Origin of the sequence: Thiobacillus sp. 65-1402 (assembly GCF_001897685.1) — a bacterium.
Taxonomy (GTDB): Bacteria; Pseudomonadota; Gammaproteobacteria; order Burkholderiales; family Thiobacillaceae; genus Thiobacillus.
Window position 1 is genome coordinate 15,243 of the sequence record NZ_MKUG01000094.1, and the last position, 15,306, is coordinate 30,548.

General features: G+C 66.1%; 15 protein-coding genes. 6 read left to right on the plus strand and 9 right to left on the minus strand.

Annotation, left to right across the window (positions count from 1 at the left end):
• The first annotated feature begins 18 nt into the window (after positions 1-18).
• Positions 19-819, plus strand: coding sequence for a hypothetical protein (locus BGO62_RS07850; RefSeq protein WP_296640979.1), 801 nt, complete (start codon positions 19-21; stop codon positions 817-819).
• Here the strand turns inward: BGO62_RS07850 and BGO62_RS07855 are convergent.
• Both BGO62_RS07855 and mog read right to left on the minus strand, forming a co-directional pair.
• On the minus strand, positions 808-1,530 hold the full coding sequence (locus tag BGO62_RS07855) for an EI24 domain-containing protein (RefSeq protein ID WP_296640980.1): 723 nt from the start codon (positions 1,528-1,530) through the stop codon (positions 808-810). The genes BGO62_RS07850 and BGO62_RS07855 overlap by 12 nt on opposite strands.
• Entirely contained in the window at positions 1,527-2,081 is a 555-nt protein-coding gene (gene mog, locus BGO62_RS07860; RefSeq protein ID WP_296640981.1) for a molybdopterin adenylyltransferase, read from the minus strand. Before mog ends, BGO62_RS07855 begins: the two co-directional genes overlap by 4 nt.
• A 25-nt stretch (positions 2,082-2,106) precedes the next feature.
• On the opposite strand from mog, the gene BGO62_RS07865 reads away from it, so the two are divergent.
• Positions 2,107-2,646 carry a thioredoxin fold domain-containing protein gene (locus tag BGO62_RS07865; protein ID WP_296640982.1) on the plus strand — a complete coding sequence of 180 codons (540 nt, stop codon included), beginning with the start codon at positions 2,107-2,109 and terminating at the stop codon, positions 2,644-2,646.
• Positions 2,643-3,821, plus strand: coding sequence for a hypothetical protein (locus BGO62_RS07870; protein WP_296640983.1), 1,179 nt, complete (start codon positions 2,643-2,645; stop codon positions 3,819-3,821). The genes BGO62_RS07865 and BGO62_RS07870 overlap by 4 nt, the downstream gene beginning before the upstream one ends.
• A gap of 7 nt (positions 3,822-3,828) precedes the next feature.
• Here the strand turns inward: BGO62_RS07870 and BGO62_RS07875 are convergent, their stop codons facing one another.
• Positions 3,829-4,806, minus strand: a complete 978-nt coding sequence (locus BGO62_RS07875) for a magnesium and cobalt transport protein CorA (RefSeq protein WP_296640984.1) — start codon at positions 4,804-4,806, stop codon at positions 3,829-3,831.
• A gap of 342 nt (positions 4,807-5,148) precedes the next feature.
• On the opposite strand from BGO62_RS07875, the gene BGO62_RS07880 reads away from it, so the two are divergent.
• Complete coding sequence (locus BGO62_RS07880; RefSeq protein ID WP_296640985.1) at positions 5,149-7,545, plus strand: EAL domain-containing protein; 2,397 nt, start codon at positions 5,149-5,151, stop codon at positions 7,543-7,545.
• A gap of 197 nt (positions 7,546-7,742) precedes the next feature.
• Here BGO62_RS07880 and BGO62_RS07885 read toward each other — a convergent pair whose 3' ends face one another.
• From BGO62_RS07885 to BGO62_RS07895, 3 genes are read right to left on the minus strand one after another with little or no spacing between them, the layout of a single operon-like run.
• Complete coding sequence (locus tag BGO62_RS07885; RefSeq protein ID WP_296640986.1) at positions 7,743-9,116, minus strand: phosphomannomutase/phosphoglucomutase; 1,374 nt, start codon at positions 9,114-9,116, stop codon at positions 7,743-7,745.
• Positions 9,117-9,147: 31 nt separating this feature from the next.
• A complete protein-coding gene (locus tag BGO62_RS07890; protein ID WP_296640987.1) occupies positions 9,148-10,125 on the minus strand; it encodes an alpha/beta fold hydrolase in 978 nt (325 codons plus the stop codon).
• Between the two features lie 25 nt (positions 10,126-10,150).
• Positions 10,151-10,573 carry a nuclear transport factor 2 family protein gene (locus tag BGO62_RS07895; RefSeq protein WP_296640988.1) on the minus strand — a complete coding sequence of 141 codons (423 nt, stop codon included), beginning with the start codon at positions 10,571-10,573 and terminating at the stop codon, positions 10,151-10,153.
• 95 nt (positions 10,574-10,668) lie between these two features.
• On the opposite strand from BGO62_RS07895, the gene BGO62_RS07900 reads away from it, so the two are divergent.
• Together BGO62_RS07900 and bcsS are read left to right on the plus strand one after the other, a co-directional pair.
• Complete coding sequence (locus BGO62_RS07900) at positions 10,669-12,882, plus strand: glycosyltransferase (protein WP_296640990.1); 2,214 nt, start codon at positions 10,669-10,671, stop codon at positions 12,880-12,882.
• Positions 12,883-12,913: 31 nt separating this feature from the next.
• Positions 12,914-13,603, plus strand: a complete 690-nt coding sequence (gene bcsS / locus BGO62_RS07905; RefSeq protein WP_296640991.1) for a cellulose biosynthesis protein BcsS — start codon at positions 12,914-12,916, stop codon at positions 13,601-13,603.
• A 34-nt stretch (positions 13,604-13,637) separates the two neighbouring features.
• Here the strand turns inward: bcsS and BGO62_RS07910 are convergent, their stop codons facing one another.
• The 3 genes from BGO62_RS07910 to BGO62_RS07920 all read right to left on the minus strand — a co-directional run.
• Positions 13,638-14,381, minus strand: a complete 744-nt coding sequence (locus tag BGO62_RS07910; RefSeq protein ID WP_296640993.1) for a hypothetical protein — start codon at positions 14,379-14,381, stop codon at positions 13,638-13,640.
• Between the two features lie 219 nt (positions 14,382-14,600).
• Positions 14,601-14,804 carry a zinc-finger domain-containing protein gene (locus BGO62_RS07915; RefSeq protein ID WP_296640995.1) on the minus strand — a complete coding sequence of 68 codons (204 nt, stop codon included), beginning with the start codon at positions 14,802-14,804 and terminating at the stop codon, positions 14,601-14,603.
• A gap of 12 nt (positions 14,805-14,816) precedes the next feature.
• Positions 14,817-15,306, minus strand: a 490-nt coding sequence (locus BGO62_RS07920) for an aminotransferase class IV (RefSeq protein ID WP_296640996.1), incomplete at its 5' end; no start/stop codon positions are given.

Sequence of the window (15,306 nt, forward strand, 5' to 3'; positions counted from 1 at the left end):
TGCCCCGTCCGCCCTGCCATGACTTTTCGCCGGCTGCGCATTCTGCTGCTGCTGGGGGTGCTGGCCGCGGCGCTCGGCTTCACCTGGCTGGAACAATCCAGGGTGCGCGCCTGGCGGGCGCCGCTGGATGTGGCCGTGGTCCCGATCAACGGCGACGGCTCGGCGCAGGCGGCGCAGACGATCCGTACGCTGCAGGCGAGCGACTTTCACGAGATCAATGCGTTTCTCGAACGCGAAACGGCGCGCTACGGCGTGAAGCAGTCGCCGGTGCTGCAGATCAGCCTGCTGCCGGAGCTGAAGGAAAAACCGCCCGCGCCGCCACGCGACGGCAGCGTGCTGAAAACCGTGCTCTGGAGCTTGAAGCTGCGCGGGTGGGTGTATCGGCAGTCGGGGCAGTGGCTGCCGCAGCTCGGCAAGGTCAAGCTGTTCGTGCTGTACCACGCGCCGCGCGACGGCATCGCGCTGGAACATTCGCTGGGTTTGCAGAAAGGCCTGATCGGCGTGGTGCATGCCTTTGCGGACCCCCACCAGACGCGCCAGAACAATATCGTGATCGCCCACGAACTGTTGCATACCCTGGGCGCGACCGACAAATACGACGCCGAGGGCAGGCCAGTTTATCCGCAGGGTTACGCCGAACCCGGGCTGCCGCAGCCGGCGCCGCGCCACCAGGCCGAAATCATGGCCGGCCGCCTGGTCAATGGCGCCGGGCAGCTGGTGATGCCGCCCAGCCTGGAACAGTGCGTGATCGGCGCCATGACTGCGCGCGAAATCAATTTCGACGAAGGCTTCAGGCGGCGCTTTGCCTCAGCCGACTGAGGCCGTCCGCCGCCGTTCGAGCCGCGCCAGGCCGTAGTGGATGAACGCCAGCGCGGCGAGCACCGGGCCGAACAGGTTGAGCAAGGGGACAAACTGCAGCAGTCCGGTCAGCAGCCCCAATCCCCACCAGCCCGCGCGGTCGCTCTTGAACAGCGCCGCCATTTCGTCGGCGCTGGCATGTTCGGCGATGGCGTCGTAACGGAACAGGCGCTGGTTCAGATACGCCGCGGCGACGAAGGGCACGATCACGCCGACGCCGATCAGCCACAGCGGCAGGGTGGCCAGCCACAAGGCGGCAAACAGCACGACGGCGACCGCCGCATTCCACAGGCTGCCGAGCAGGCCGCCGCCGTTTTCGCGTTTGAGCTCGGGGTAGTCGCGCCCGGCCACCAGGCGAATCAGCGCAGGCATGGCGAACAGCGCGGTGATGACGAGCGCGGTCAGCAGCACCAGCGGCACGAACAGCAGCAGATGCAGCAGTGCCTGAATGCCATGCGCGATCCATACCGGCTCGAGCCCGGCCAGCCAGGTCTGGATGCCGATGGCGTCGAGGCCCAGCGTAAGCCAGGCGGAGAAGGTGTGCCAGAACGTCACGCCCAGTACCAGCCACAGCAGTGCCGCCACCAGCATCGGCCACACCACCACCCACAGCACGCGCAGGCTGAACAGGTCGCGCAGCGCCCGTGCCAGCGCATCGAGGATGCCGCTCATGCGCTCGCCCGCAGCGCGGATTTGGGGCGGAAAACCGCCACGGTGCCGGGCCGCGTTTCGAGGTAGGGCCCGCCGATCAGGTCGATGCAGTAGGGCACCGCGGCGAACACGCCGTCGAGCGTTTCCTTGATCGCCTTGGGCTGCCCCGGCAGGTTGACGATCAGGCTGGCGCCGCGGGTGACGCCGACCTGGCGCGACAGGATGGCGGTCGGCACATACTTCAGCGACACTGCGCGCATCGCCTCGCCGAAGCCGGGCAACACCTTGTGCGCCACCGCCAGCGTCGCATCCGGGGTGACGTCGCGCGGCGCCGGGCCGGTACCGCCGGTGGTCAGGATGAGCGAACAGCGCTCAAGGTCGGCCAGTTCGACCAGTGCCGCCTCGATCAGCGCCTGTTCGTCGGGGATCAGCCGGGTGACGAATTCGGCGGGATTGGCCAGCACTTCGCCGAACCAGGCCTTGAGTGCGGGCAGGCCCTGGTCTTCGTATGCGCCGCTGCTGGCACGGTCGCTGACGGAAACCAGGCCGATGCGAACGGAATCGTGGGTCATGTGGTCAGAAAAGAGGGTTGCAGGAGTGGCTGAATTTATCAGAATGGTGGCACTGTGGCTGAAGGAGGACAGGATGAAGCTGATCAAGAGCGTGGTGGCGGCAATCTGCTTGTGGGCGTCTGCGGCCTTGGCCGATCCGCCGCCGGGCTATCCGTTCGTCGGTTTCGACGCCGGCCTGGCGGCCGCGCGCGCAAGCGGCAAGCCGATTTTCCTGTACTTCGGGCGCTACGGCTGCGCCTGGTGCGACCATACCAACAAGAAGACGTTTTCCGATGCCGCGCTAAAGAAGCTGTACACCGCCAATTACGAGCTGGTGTATGTCGACGCCGAATCGGGAAAACGGCTGACGCTGCCTTCCGGCGAGCGCATCACCGAAGCCGAACTGGGCGCGCGGCTGAAGGCGTTTGCCACGCCGTTGTTTGTCTACCTGACCCCGCAGGGCGACAAGATCGTGCAGATCCCCGGCTTCAAGACGGTGCAGGATTTCCGCGACTACGACCGCTACGTGCGCGGCGGCCATTACAAGCAGAAGACCCTGCTCGAATTCCTGGGCAGCAAGTCGTGAGGGCGGCGGCGCTGTTGCTGGCCATGCTGGCTGCGCCGGCGCAAGCCGCGTGGGAGTGGAGCGAGGCGCTGACGGTCAATTCGGTCCAGGGGGCGGCGATCTTTCCCCATCTGGAATCGGCCAACCGCCAGGGCGTGGCGGTGTCGGGCGACAGTGTGGGCGTGGTGTGGGAAGACAACCGCGATGGCACGCCGCAGTGCTATCTGGCGATCAAGCCGGGCGCCGCAGCGGAATTCCAGCCGGAGATCCGCTTGAGCCAGTCGGCCTGCTATGAGCCGGTGGTGCTTGCGCTCGGTGCGGGCCGCTTTGCCGCGGCGTGGGAAGAGGCGGGCAGCGTGCATGCGCGGGTGTTGCCCGGCGGCGGCGCGTCGAGGCTGGCTGCCGGCGAGGCCGCCCAGGTTACGCTGGCGGCCGGAGCGGGCCGGTTTTACGCGGCCTGGGCCGAGCAGGCCGGGCGGTTCCGCCGCATCGTCGTTGCCCGGCTGGCGTTGGCGGCGGACACGCTCGGCGTCGAGACGGCCCGGCCGGTCGAAGCGAAAGCGCCGTCCGACGAGCAGGGCTGGCCGGCGCTGGCGGTGGCAGGAGACGGCAGCGTGACGGTGGCGTGGGAGGACCGGCGCGATCGCCACACGGTGCCGCTGGTGAGCCACAGCCGCGATGGGCGCCGTTTTTCCCCTCCGGCCCGCCTGACCGACCACAAGAGCGGCAGCGTCGGCGGGCTGGGGGCGGGGAGCGGCGCGATGCGGCCGACGCTTGCGGCCTGGGGGCCGCGCGGCGTGGTGGCGGTGTGGCTCGACAAGCGCGATTTTCTCTCCGGCTATGACGTCTATGCGGCATTCGATACGGGCAAACGCCGCTTCGGCAAGAATCTGCGCGTGCAGGACAGCTTCGGCGACAACATGGCGCAGTGGCATGCGCAGGTCGTCGGCGACGCCAGCGGCCGGCTGGTGGCGGTGTGGGACGACGAGCGCGACGGCACGCCGGATGTGTGGCTGGCCGACTGGAATGGCAAAGCATTCGCCGACAACGTGGCGGTGCCGGCCGCCGCCGGCCCGGGTGCGCAGTCCGACCCGGTGGCGGCGCTGGATGCGGCCGGGCGCCTGCATGTGGTGTGGCTGGATCGCGATGGGCAGTCAGCCACGCGCATCCGTTACGCCCGCGCCGAGCGGCGCTGAACGCAGCTCAGATCCAGCCGCGCCGCTTCAGGCGCCGGTACAGCACCAGCACGCTGATGCCGGTTGTCAGCAGCAGCGCCGGATAAGCCCACGGCCATTTCAGTTCGGGCATGTAGTCGAAGTTCATGCCGTAAAGGCTGAACACCACCGTCGGCAGCGCCAGCAGCGCGCCCCAGCCGGCCAGCTTCTGCACCGATTCGTTCTGCTTCACCGACAGCGACGCGAGATGGAACTGCATCGCGTCCGAGGTCGAGACGCGCAGATGGTCGATGGCGGCCGACACGCGCACCGCATGGTCGTGGATGTCGCGGTAATACGCCTTGAGTTCCTTGGTGGACAGCTCCGGGTGCAGGCGAATCAGGTTCTGCGTGATCTCCTGCATCGGTTCGGCTGCATCGCGCAATGCGGCCAGCTCGCGCTTCATGGCGTATAGCTGTTGCAGCATGTCGCGCCCGCGCCGGGCGCCGCTCATCAGCTGGCTTTCCAGCGACTGGAAGCGCTCCTGCATGCCTTCGATCACCGGCCTGAACTGGTCGACGATGAGATCGAGCACCAGATACAGCGCGTAGGGCGTGGCGGCCTTGATGCCGTTGGGGCAGCGCTGCAGGCGCTCGCTTATCCGCTGGTAGCCGCTGCCGCTGCCGTGGCGGATGGCGACGACGAAATTGCTGCCGACAAACAGGTGGGTCTCGCCGAGCTCCAGGCGCGATTCCCACAGTTGCGCAGTACGCGTGGCGATGAACATGTGCCCGTCGTATTCCTCGAGCTTGGAGCGCTGGTGGGTGGAAATGGCGTCTTCCAGCGCCAGCGCATGCAATCCGAGTTCATTGCCGAGGCGCGCGATGGTCTGGCTGTCGGGGGATTTCAGTTCGATCCAGATGAAACGATCCGGTCGGCCGACATGGTCGCTGATGTCGTCAAAGGCGATCGCGCGGGCTTTGGCGTCTTGGAAGAGCAGGCAGTCGATGATGGCCTCCGGCGGCAATGTGGAGAACGGTCCGGAATTCTAGCCCCTAATGCGGGATGCCTCCCACGAGCCGCGCCGCCTTGGGTATTCCCGAACCGCGGGGTACACTCGCGGCACAAAAAAAGCACTGCCCGATAACAAGCTACACGGAGACAACATGAGGAGAGTATGGTCGTGCCCGGCCCAGTTGCCGGGCGCTGCGGAACGGGCTGCCCACCGCCCCCCTTGCGCTCTCGGCGCGCCCGGCCGGCAGGCGACAACCGCCTGCCGGAGTTTCGCCCCCAAGCATGAACCGTCCGGTGCCACTGGCGTTTCGTGCCGGACAGCCGGGTCTTCCCGGGCAAGCCCGGGCGTCCGCGAATGAGTGATTCGCTGGCGTTACGCGGCATGCGCTACAGCCTGCATGCCCGCATTCTGACTACGCTGTGCGTGCTGGCACTGGCGATGTATCTGGTGACGCTGACGGTGCTGGGCCTGCCGTTGAAGGCGCGCGTGCAGCAGCATCTCGACGCCGGCGCCGAACGCGAATTGGGCGCGGCCATGGCGGCGATCCGGGATCAGGTGGTGTCGCGCGATCGTTCCGCGATCGAGCGGGCGCTCGCGGCATACGCCGCGAGCGCCAATATCCTGAGCGTGCGTTTCACGTCGCCCGAGTTCGCATTCGAAGCGCGCACGCCGCCCGCGCCGCAAGCCTATCCGTCCTGGTTCGCCGAACTGCTCGATGCGCGCGCGGCGTATGCGCAGTCCGAACTGGCCGTGGGCGGCATCTCCCATGGCACGCTGGCGCTGGCGCTGGACGCCGGCGATGCCGTGCACGCCCTGTGGACGCTGGCGGTGCGTTTCACCCTGCTGGCACTGGGCGGGTTGTTGGTCTGCCTGCTGTTGTTGCGCGGCTTGCTGCAGATTAACTTGCGCGGCCTGCATAGTCTGCGTTCGGCGGCGCGGGCGATCGAACTCGGCGATTTCGGTGCGCGCGCCAACCTGGGCTACGGCTCGCCGCCCGAGGTGCGCGAAACCAAGCTGGTTTTCAATCACATGGCAGACCACATCGGCCACCTGGTCGCGGAGCTGGAACGCAAACGCGACGAGTTGCTGGTCGAGAAGGAGCGCCTGCGGGTGACCATCGAATCGATCGGCGACGCCGTGGTGGTGACCGATGCAGATGGAGTGATCGAGTTTCTCAACCCGCGGGCGGAAGAGCTGACCGGTTTCAGCAATGCCGATGCCCAGGGGCGGCGGGTGCCCGATGTGCTGCACCTGGTCAACGAGCAAAGCGGTGCGCCCGTCATCAGCCCGCTCGAGCTGGCGCTGCGGCGCAATGCGGTGATCGGGCTGGACAGCCATACCGCGATCCGCCGCCAGGATGGCACGACGATTGCCGTCAGCGATACCGCCGCACCGATTCGATCCGGCGATGGCAGGGTGCAGGGTGGCGTGCTGGTGTTCCAGGATGAGAGCGAGCGGCGCAGCCTGATGCAACGGCTGACCTGGCAGGCCGAACGCGACCACCTCACCGGCCTGTTGAATCGCCGGGCCATGGAGGCCCGGCTGGGCGCGGCGCTGCACGGCGTGCAGCACGAAGCGCGGCGCTTCATCTTCTGTTACATCGACCTCGATCGGTTCAAGCTGGTCAACGACACCTGCGGCCACCGTGCGGGCGACACCTTGCTGCGGCGGCTGACAGCCCTCATGGCGCGCCGCGTGGAGGGCGAGAACCATTGTCTGGCGCGGCTGGGCGGCGACGAGTTCGGCCTGCTGTTCGCCGATGCCACGCTGCCGGAGGCGCTCGACCACATTCAGGGACTGCGCGACGAGATCGGCCGCTTCCGGTTCGAGTGGGATGACAAGGTGTTCCGCCTGGGGGTGAGCCTGGGGGTGACCGAATTGCACCGCGGCATGACCGATATCGGCGAAATCCTGATGCAGGCCGACACCGCGTGCTACCACGCCAAGTCGCTGGGCGGCAGCGTCATCCAGGTGTACGAGAAGACCCATCCGGCGCTGCAGAAAATCAATGACGAAATGCAGTGGGTGGGGGCCATCACCAAGGCCTTCGAGGCGCATCGATTCGTCCTGTATCGCCAGCGGAAAGTCGCGCTGTCGCCGGCCATCGCGATGCCGCATTACGAAATCCTGCTGCGTCTGCGCGGCGAGGACGGGGCGATCATTTCCCCGGGCGAGTTCCTGCCCGCCGCCGAGCGCTACGGGCTGGCGCCCAGTTTCGACCGCTGGGTGATCCGCAATTTCTTCGCCTATCTCGACACCCATCCGCAGGACGAGGCCTGTTATGCGCTGAACCTGTCGGGACGCAGCCTGAGCGATCCGGGGACGGCCGAGTTCATTCTCGATGAAATCGGCCAGTACCATTTCGATCCCGCGCGGATCAGCTTCGAAGTCACCGAAACCGCCGCCATCGACAGCCTGGATGCCTGCGAACGGCTGATCCTGACGCTGCAGTCGCGCGGCATCCAGTTCGCGCTCGACGATTTCGGCAAGGGGCAGTCGTCGTTCGGCTATCTGAAACGCCTGCCCGTGGCCTATCTCAAGATCGACGGCGATTTTGTGCGCGGGATGAACCACGACCGGGAAAAGCTTGCCATCGTCAAGGCCATGCACACGCTGGGGCATGAGCTGGGCAAGCAGACCATCGCCGAGCAGGTCGAAACCGAAGCCGAACTGACCTGCCTGAAAAACATGGGCGTGGATTTTGTGCAGGGTTACTGGCTGCATCAACCGGCGCCGCTGCCGGTGGATTGATCGCGAGTCGCCGGGCATGCCCGGCGATGCGTTTGCGTCTTTTTGCGGAGGGCAATGGAGCGCAGCGCGTGCCGGCCCTCGTTGCCTCCAGACGCGAGGGGGCTTGTGTGTTCAGCGAAGCGCCGTTTTGCGGCGCGAAACAGGGTCCACCGATGCGCCCGTGGCGAACGGGGCGCTGCCCCGCCGCCGGCCGGCGTTCAAAACGGCAATGCGAGGCCGGGCGCGGCCGCGTGGATCACGCGGCGGAAGTCGGCCTGGATGCGTTCCAGCGCTTCAGCGGTGTCGGCCTCGAAGCGCAGCACGATCACCGGGGTGGTGTTGGACGGACGCGCGAGGCCGAAGCCGTCGGCATATTCGACCCTCAGGCCGTCGAGGGTGATGACTTCCTGCGCATCCGGAAAGCGCGCGGTTTTCTGCAGCTGCTCCATCAGCGCGTAATGCTCGCCCTCGGCCATCCTGATGTTGAGTTCGGGCGTGTTCAGCGTATCCGGCAGGCCGTGCAGGGTGGCGTTGATGTCGGCCTGTTTGCTCAAGTATTCGAGCAGCCGCGCGCCCGCATACAGGCCATCGTCGAAGCCGTACCAGCGTTCCTTGAAGAACACGTGGCCGGACATTTCGCCGGCCAGGAGCGCGCCGGTCTCCTTCATCTTCGCCTTGATGAAGCTGTGCCCTGTCTTCCACAACAGCGGGCGGCCGCCGCGTTCGCGAATCCAGCCGAACAGCTTGCGCGTCGACTTGACGTCGAAAATGATCTCGGCGCCGGGATTGCGCGAGAGCACGTCGTCGGCGAACAGCATCAGCTGGCGGTCGGGGAAGATGATGCTGCCGTCCTTGGTGACCACCCCGAGGCGGTCGCCGTCGCCGTCGAAGGCCAGCCCGATTTCGGCATCGCCGGTTTTCAGCGCCGCGATCAGGTCCTGCAGGTTCTTCGGCTGCGAGGGATCGGGATGGTGGTTGGGGAAGTTGCCGTCGACTTCGCAGAACAGCTCTTCCACCTGGCAGCCCAGGTCGCGATACAGCTTGGGGGCGAAGGCGCCGGGCACGCCGTTGCCGCAGTCGACGATGATCTTCATCGGCCGTGCGAGCTTGACGTCCGACACGATGCGGGCGAGATATTCGCCGGCGATGTCGTATTCGCGGTAGCTGCCGTCGCCGTGCACGAGATCGTTGTTCAGCAGCCGTTCGCGCAGCTGCTGGATGGCGTCGCCCGCCAGGGTCTCGCCGCCGAGTACCATCTTGAGGCCGTTGTAGTCGGGCGGGTTGTGGCTGCCGGTGACCATCACCGCGCTGTTTGTTTTCAGCTGATACGCGGCGAAATAGGTCATCGGCGTGGCGACCATGCCGAGATCGACCACGCCGATGCCGGCCTTGCGGATGCCGCGCGCCAGCGCCGCGGCAAGGTCGGGGCCGGACAGGCGGCCGTCGCGGCCGATGCAGATTTCCTTCTGTTTTCTTGCAGCCGCTTCCGAGCCGATGGCATGGCCGATGGCTTCGACGATTTCCGGGGTGAAGCTCTTGCCGACGATGCCGCGGATGTCGTAGGCCTTGAAGATTTCCTTGGGGTATTCCACAACGCGCTCCCTGAATGGCAATGCGCCGATTTTACCTGCGCCGGATATCGAAATGCTGCATCAGCCGCCGCGGCAGCCAGTCCAGATTGCCGGGAAAAGGCCCTGACGGAAACGCGACATGGCCGCCGGCGCCGGGCTGTTCGAGCGTGATCGAGGGCGAGACGTCGGCAGGGGCCGGCAAGGCGGAGGCCGGCAGAAAAGGGTCGTTTCTGGCGTTGATGACGAGGGTGGGAACGCTGACCGATTTCAGCAGCGGCTTGGACGACGCCTTGAGCCAGTAGTCGTCGGCGTCGCGGAATCCATGCAGCCGCGCGGTGACCAGGGTGTCGAATTCGCGGAAGGTGGTGGTGGCGGCAATCGCTTGCGCATCGAGCAGGCCGGGAAAGCGCGTGGCCTTGTGCAGGGCCTTGGCTTTCAGGGTGGCGAGAAAGCGCGCGGTGTAGACGCGGCGGTTGAAGCCACGGTCGAGCGTGCGGCCGGCCGCAGCGAGATCGAGCGGCGCGGAGACGGCGGCGGCGCGCTCGACCAGCGGATGCGCCGCGGCGCCTTGTTCGCCCAGCCATTTCAGCAGGGCATTGCCGCCGAGCGAGATGCCGACCGCGTAAACCGGCACCTCGGCGTGCCGCGCTTTGACGTGACGCAGGATGCATCCGATGTCTTCGCTGTCGCCGGCGAAATAGGCGCGCGGCAGCCGGTTGTCCTCGCCCGAGCAGCCGCGGAAATGCGCGGTCGCGCCATGCCAGCCGTGCGCCCGCACGCGGGCCATGAGGCCGCGCGCGTAGTGACTGTCGGCGCTGCCTTCCAGGCCGTGGAACAGCACCACGACGGGGCTGCCGGCATGGCCGTCGACCCAGTCGAAATCGAGGAAGTCGCCGTCCGCCAATTCCAGCCGCTCGCGCCGGCAGGCGACCGGCGCAACGCGGATGAACAGGCTGCTGTAGATAGTTTGCAAGTGGCCGCCAGGCAGCCAGGGGGGCGCGCGATAAAGCGTTTCTTTCGAGGCGTGCATGGCGCCGCGCTCAGCAAGGACGCGCCTAGTGCAGCACCGCAGGCGGAGTCCGGGCGGGGGGTGTGGCGCCCACCTGGAGCGGCGAGGCATGGTGCAACACCATGCGCCAGCCGTCGGCTTCCTTGCGGTAAATGTTGGTGGCGAGGATCGGCGGGCGCGATTCGGCTTGCTGGCCGATGGCGAGATATTCGCGCACGACGCGGATGACCTCGCCGGCTTCGCGCATTTCATGGGCCAGTTCCGCGTGCACGCGGAACTGGCCGGCGGCCTCGAACATGCTGCGCCAGCCTGCCGCCACGGCGGCGCGGCCGTTCAGCGGGGCCGCCAGGGGATGGATGCAGGCGATGCCGTCGCTGCCGGACCAGACTGCCATCATGGCGTCGAGCGAACGGGCCTCGAAGGCGGCGTAGAACGCGGTTTCGGCGGCTTCAGGGGTGGGATAGGACATGGCGTTGGTGGCGATCGGCGGTGCGTAGAGGGGGAATGTGAGTCAATGGCACGGGTTTTGCTGGACATGGTCCATCGCAACATGAACCGCATGACATGAAACCGGAATATCGCTCACTCCAACCCGCCAGGCAAGCCGTGATCCTGCTGTTCCTTGCCACCGGCGCCTGGTATTTGAACTGGCGCCTGGAGACGTTCAACGCGGCGCACCCGGTCTTTTCCTGGCTGCTGTATGGCGCCGAGGTGTTCGGGTTTTTTACTGCCGTTCTGAACATCTTCATGACCTGGCGGCTGTCGGAGCGCACCGCGCCGCCGCCCGCCCTGGGGCTCAAGGTGGATGTGTTCATCCCGACCTACAACGAGGATGTCGAGATGGTGCGGCGCACCGCGCTGGCGGCGCGGGCGATGAAATACCCGCACGAAACCTGGATTCTGGACGACGGCAACCGCGAGGCGATGCGCGAGATGGCGCAGTCGCTCGGCGTGCGCTACCTGGCGCGGACCGATAATGCGCACGCCAAGGCAGGCAATCTCAACCACGCATTGCCGCACAGCACGGCGGACCTGATCGCGACCTTCGATGCCGATCATGCGCCGCGCCAGGATTTCCTGCTGAAGACGCTGGGCTATTTTTCCGATCCCAACGTGGCGTTTGTGCAAACCCCGCAGGACTTCTACAACCTGGACTCGTTTCAGAACCGCACCGACCCCGGCAGCCGGGTCGCCTGGTCCGAACAGTCGCTGTTTTTCCGGGTGATCCAGCGCGGCAAGGATTACTGGAATGCGGCGTTCTATTGCGGCAGCTGCGCGGTGATCCGGCGTCAGTCGCTCGACGCCATTGGCGGATTTGCGACGGGCACGGTGACCGAAGACATTCACACCAGCCTGCTGCTGCACAAGAAGGGCTACCGTTCCGTCTATCACGACGAGTCGCTCGCCTATGGCGTGGCACCCGCCAAAATCGAGCCTTTCCTCAAGCAGCGCGTGCGCTGGGGGGTGGGCGCGATGAATGTCTGGCGCAAGGAGGGCATCCTGTTCGCCCGCGGGCTGACGCTGCCGCAGCGATTGAATTACCTGGCTACCGTGCTGGCCTATTTCGACGGCTGGCAAAAGGTGTTTTTCTACTTCGCGCCGGTTTATGTGCTGATGGCGGGCGCCATGCCGATCGCCGTCGATGGCTGGGTGTTCCTGCTGCATTTCGTGCCGTACTACCTGGTCAATTTCCTGGCGTTCGAGGAGATATCGCGCGGCTACGGGCGCAGCCTGATGATCGAGCAGTACAACATGGCGCGCTTCGCCAGTTTCGCCTGGTCGACGCTGGGCGTGTTCAAGATGCGCAAGCGTTTCGGCGTGACCGCCAAGAAGGCGCGGGAACACGCGTCGAGCCTGGGCTTTCTGCTGCCCCAGCTGGCGGTGCTGGGACTCAATGCGCTGGCCATCCCGGTGGGCATCGTGCTGTTCTATTTCAATGGCCATTTGCCGCAGGACGGCATGTGGGCGAATGTGGTGTGGGCTGCGGCCAACACCTGGCTGGCCGTGCTGGTGGTGCGCTTCACTGCCGAGCGCGGGGTCAACCGGCGCAACGAATATCGTTTTGCCATGCCCCTGGCGGCGCGCCTGGATGGCGTGCTGGGAACGGTGGATGACCTGTCGCCGAGCGGGATGAGCTTTTATGGTGTGCTGGGGCAGGCGAAAGTCGGCGACAGGGTGCCTGTCACCCTGTACCTGCCGGACGGCGAACTGGATGCGGAGCTGGAAATCCGCACCCTGATGCATGCGGGAGACGGCGGGCAAGCGTATGTGCGCGCCATCGGCGGCACCTTCCATGCGATGCCCCTGCCGGTGACCCAGCGTATCGAACAGTTCCTGTATGGCTCGGATGCGCAATGGCGGATCAATCGGTATCGCGACGACAGCCCGACCCCGCTGCAGCGCATGGGGCTGGTCGACACGCCGCATGCCCCGCGCGAACCCGTCGGCTATTGGGCTGGTTGCGAGGTGGCTACCGATGCGGCCTGCGCGGACGGCTGCCTGGTCGGGCTGGTCAGCGCACACGCTGCCGAGAAGGAGGAGGCCCAGCTGTTGGTGAACCGGCCGCTCGATCCCGCTTGCAGCCATGTCATTCAGGCGCGTGGCAGGACAGGCCTGCGTACCCTGCATGCAAAGGCTGCAGCGCATGAAACCATCCTGACCGGCCTGGGCACGCTCTACCTGTACCGGATGGAGCTGTTGGCGGACCCGGCCGCTTGCGCTTCGCGCGACGCCGAACCGATGGTGCATGCTGCCATTGCCGCCGGATCGCGGGCATAATGCGCCGCAAATTTTCTGACTGGATCGAATGATGTCGAGATTGCTGTTGGCGGGCCTGCTGCTCGCCATGAACGTCCCCGCATGGGCACAGGAGGGCATTGCGCTGGCAGGCGTCGAGGCAAGCCGCGATAACCGCTATGCCTATTTGGGAACGGTGTTGCCCTTGCCGGGATCACAGCTGGGGCAGGGATACGTGCAGCGCTACTGGCTCGATTATGTCGCCTATAGCTACGAGAAAACGCCGCAGCTGGAAATCGATACCCGAATTAGCGGCGCCGAGGCGGCGCTGGGATACCAGCGAAGCAACGCGAGCGGCTGGTGGGGGGCGTACCTGGGTGCGCGCTACGCCAACACCCGTTTGCGCCCCGACGATCCTGACAACGATGACCGGGGCCGGCGATTGCGCGCCAAGCTGCAATTCGAAGGCGAAACCGACATGACGGCCGGCTGGCGCATCAATGGCATTGCCAGCCATCTGGTCGGCGACGCCAACTACTGGGCACGCTTGCGGCTGCAGACGCAGCTTCGCAATCGGTGGCGCGTCGGCCCCGAGGTGCTGGTGCAGGGCGACTCGAATTACAGCGCCTACAAGGTGGGTGCCTTCGTGGGCAACATCGGGCTGGGCGCATCCACTGCGCTCACGCTCAAGGCCGGCGTCAACAAGTCCGAAGACGATCCGGCGTCCGCGTACCTCGGGGCCGAGTTCTACATTCCGTTCTAAGGGACCGGGGCGCGCACGGTCGCGCCCCGTTTGCTTACGATGGGGAGCGGCTGCGGCGTGCCCACAGCATGCCGATCAGGCCCGCCCCGAGCAGCGGCAGCACGGCCGGAGTCGGCACGGCGGTGGGCGGCTGGGTGCCCAGCAATGAGACCCGGACATTGTCCAGCCCCCAGCTTTCGTCCCCCAGCTCCTGCAGACCGATGCCGCTGAAATCGAAGGCCAGCAGGCTGTCGCCGTGGGCAAAGTTGAAGCTGAAGCGATAAACCGAGTCCATGACCTGGGAGATTCCCAGGATGCCGTCATCGAATACGTAGCCCAGCGAATAGGACTCGGCGGCACCGGTATAGGACGGATTGTTGGCGGCGGGGCCGAAGGTCTGGCCTGCGGGGTTGCCGTTGCTGAAGGTGGCTTCCAGCAGGGCGAGGCCGCCCGATGTGGCCACCTTGAAAATGTCGTTGCCATAGTCGTAGAGCGCGGCGCCTCCCGAACTGCCGTCCCACGAGCGGATCAGGTAGAGGTCGAAATCGAGCTGTACGCCGCTGTGCCAGCCCAAATCCGCCAGCGAAAGCGTGACCGTTTCATTGCCGAATTCGCCCAGAAAGGTGCGCGGGCCGAAGCCGTATGGCGTCGGCGCATTCTGGGTGATTGCGTGCGACCATTCGCTGCCGACGCCCGACTGGAAGTCGGTCTGGTAAATGACGGCTGCGCCGGCGGGCAGTCCCATCGTCAAGCCCGCAGCGCAGGCGGCCAGACCCCGGCCGATTTTTGCAATACCCATATCCCCTCCGACAGAAATTTAGTGCCAGGCAAGCAGCAAATTCTGTTCCAGCAGGCCAGGCGCAAAAGCCGGGAAGGATGTTGTCCGGCAACCGCGGGCGCGGGCGGCAGCCCGGTGCCGCCCGCGCCCGTCCCCGCGTGGGATCGGGGTAGGCGCGGTGTTGCGATATCGGCGGGAGTGCGGAGTTTTGTACGCGCCAGGCGCCCGCGAGTCTTCGTTTTAGCGATGGCCGCCGCTGGGTTTGCCCTTCAGGCGGTAAAGCGTGCCGCAGTAGGGGCAGAGCGCATCGCCGCGCGATTCGATCGGCAGGTAGACGCGCGGGTGGGCATTCCAGTCGACGTGCTGCGGCATCGGACAGTGCAGGGGCAGGTCGGTTTCGGTGACTTCGATGACGCGCTGGGTATTGTCGTGCCGCTCGCTCATGCCGATCTCGCTTCAGACCGCGGTGAGCCAGCCGGTGTGGGCTGCGGCGCGGCCATGCACGCAGTCGAAATACATCGCCTGCAGTTTCGCGGTGATGGGGCCGCGCGTGCCTTCGCCGATGGCGCGGTTGTCGAGCTCGCGGATCGGCGTGACCTCGGCGGCGGTGCCGGTAAAGAAGGCTTCGTCCGCGGTGTAGACCTCGTCGCGGGTGATGCGTTTCTCGATCACCGGCAGGCCGATTTCGCCGGCCAGCTGAATGATGGTGTCGCGGGTGATCCCTTCCAGTGCGGCGGTGAGATCCGGCGTGTAGAGCTTGCCGTTGCGGATCATGAAGAAGTTCTCGCCCGAGCCTTCGGCGACGAAGCCGTCGACGTCCAGCAGCAGCGCCTCGTCGTAGCCGTCCGTCTCGGCTTCCTTGTGGGCGAGGATGGAGTTCATGTAGTTGCCGTTGGCCTTGGCCTTGCACATGGTGATGTTGACGTGGTGGCGCGAGAACGAACTG

Excerpts from the sequence above, each read along its gene's own strand:
- BGO62_RS07850 (WP_296640979.1), top strand. The coding sequence starts at position 19 with ATGACTTTTCGCCGGCTGCGCATTCTGCTGCTGCTGGGGGTGCTGGCC.
- BGO62_RS07855 (WP_296640980.1), bottom strand. The coding sequence starts at position 1,530 with ATGAGCGGCATCCTCGATGCGCTGGCACGGGCGCTGCGCGACCTGTTC.
- mog (WP_296640981.1), bottom strand. The coding sequence starts at position 2,081 with ATGACCCACGATTCCGTTCGCATCGGCCTGGTTTCCGTCAGCGACCGT.
- BGO62_RS07880 (WP_296640985.1), top strand. The coding sequence starts at position 5,149 with ATGAGTGATTCGCTGGCGTTACGCGGCATGCGCTACAGCCTGCATGCC.
- BGO62_RS07890 (WP_296640987.1), bottom strand. The coding sequence starts at position 10,125 with ATGCACGCCTCGAAAGAAACGCTTTATCGCGCGCCCCCCTGGCTGCCT.
- BGO62_RS07895 (WP_296640988.1), bottom strand. The coding sequence starts at position 10,573 with ATGTCCTATCCCACCCCTGAAGCCGCCGAAACCGCGTTCTACGCCGCC.
- BGO62_RS07900 (WP_296640990.1), top strand. The coding sequence starts at position 10,669 with ATGAAACCGGAATATCGCTCACTCCAACCCGCCAGGCAAGCCGTGATC.
- bcsS (WP_296640991.1), top strand. The coding sequence starts at position 12,914 with ATGTCGAGATTGCTGTTGGCGGGCCTGCTGCTCGCCATGAACGTCCCC.
- BGO62_RS07910 (WP_296640993.1), bottom strand. The coding sequence starts at position 14,381 with ATGGGTATTGCAAAAATCGGCCGGGGTCTGGCCGCCTGCGCTGCGGGC.
- BGO62_RS07915 (WP_296640995.1), bottom strand. The coding sequence starts at position 14,804 with ATGAGCGAGCGGCACGACAATACCCAGCGCGTCATCGAAGTCACCGAA.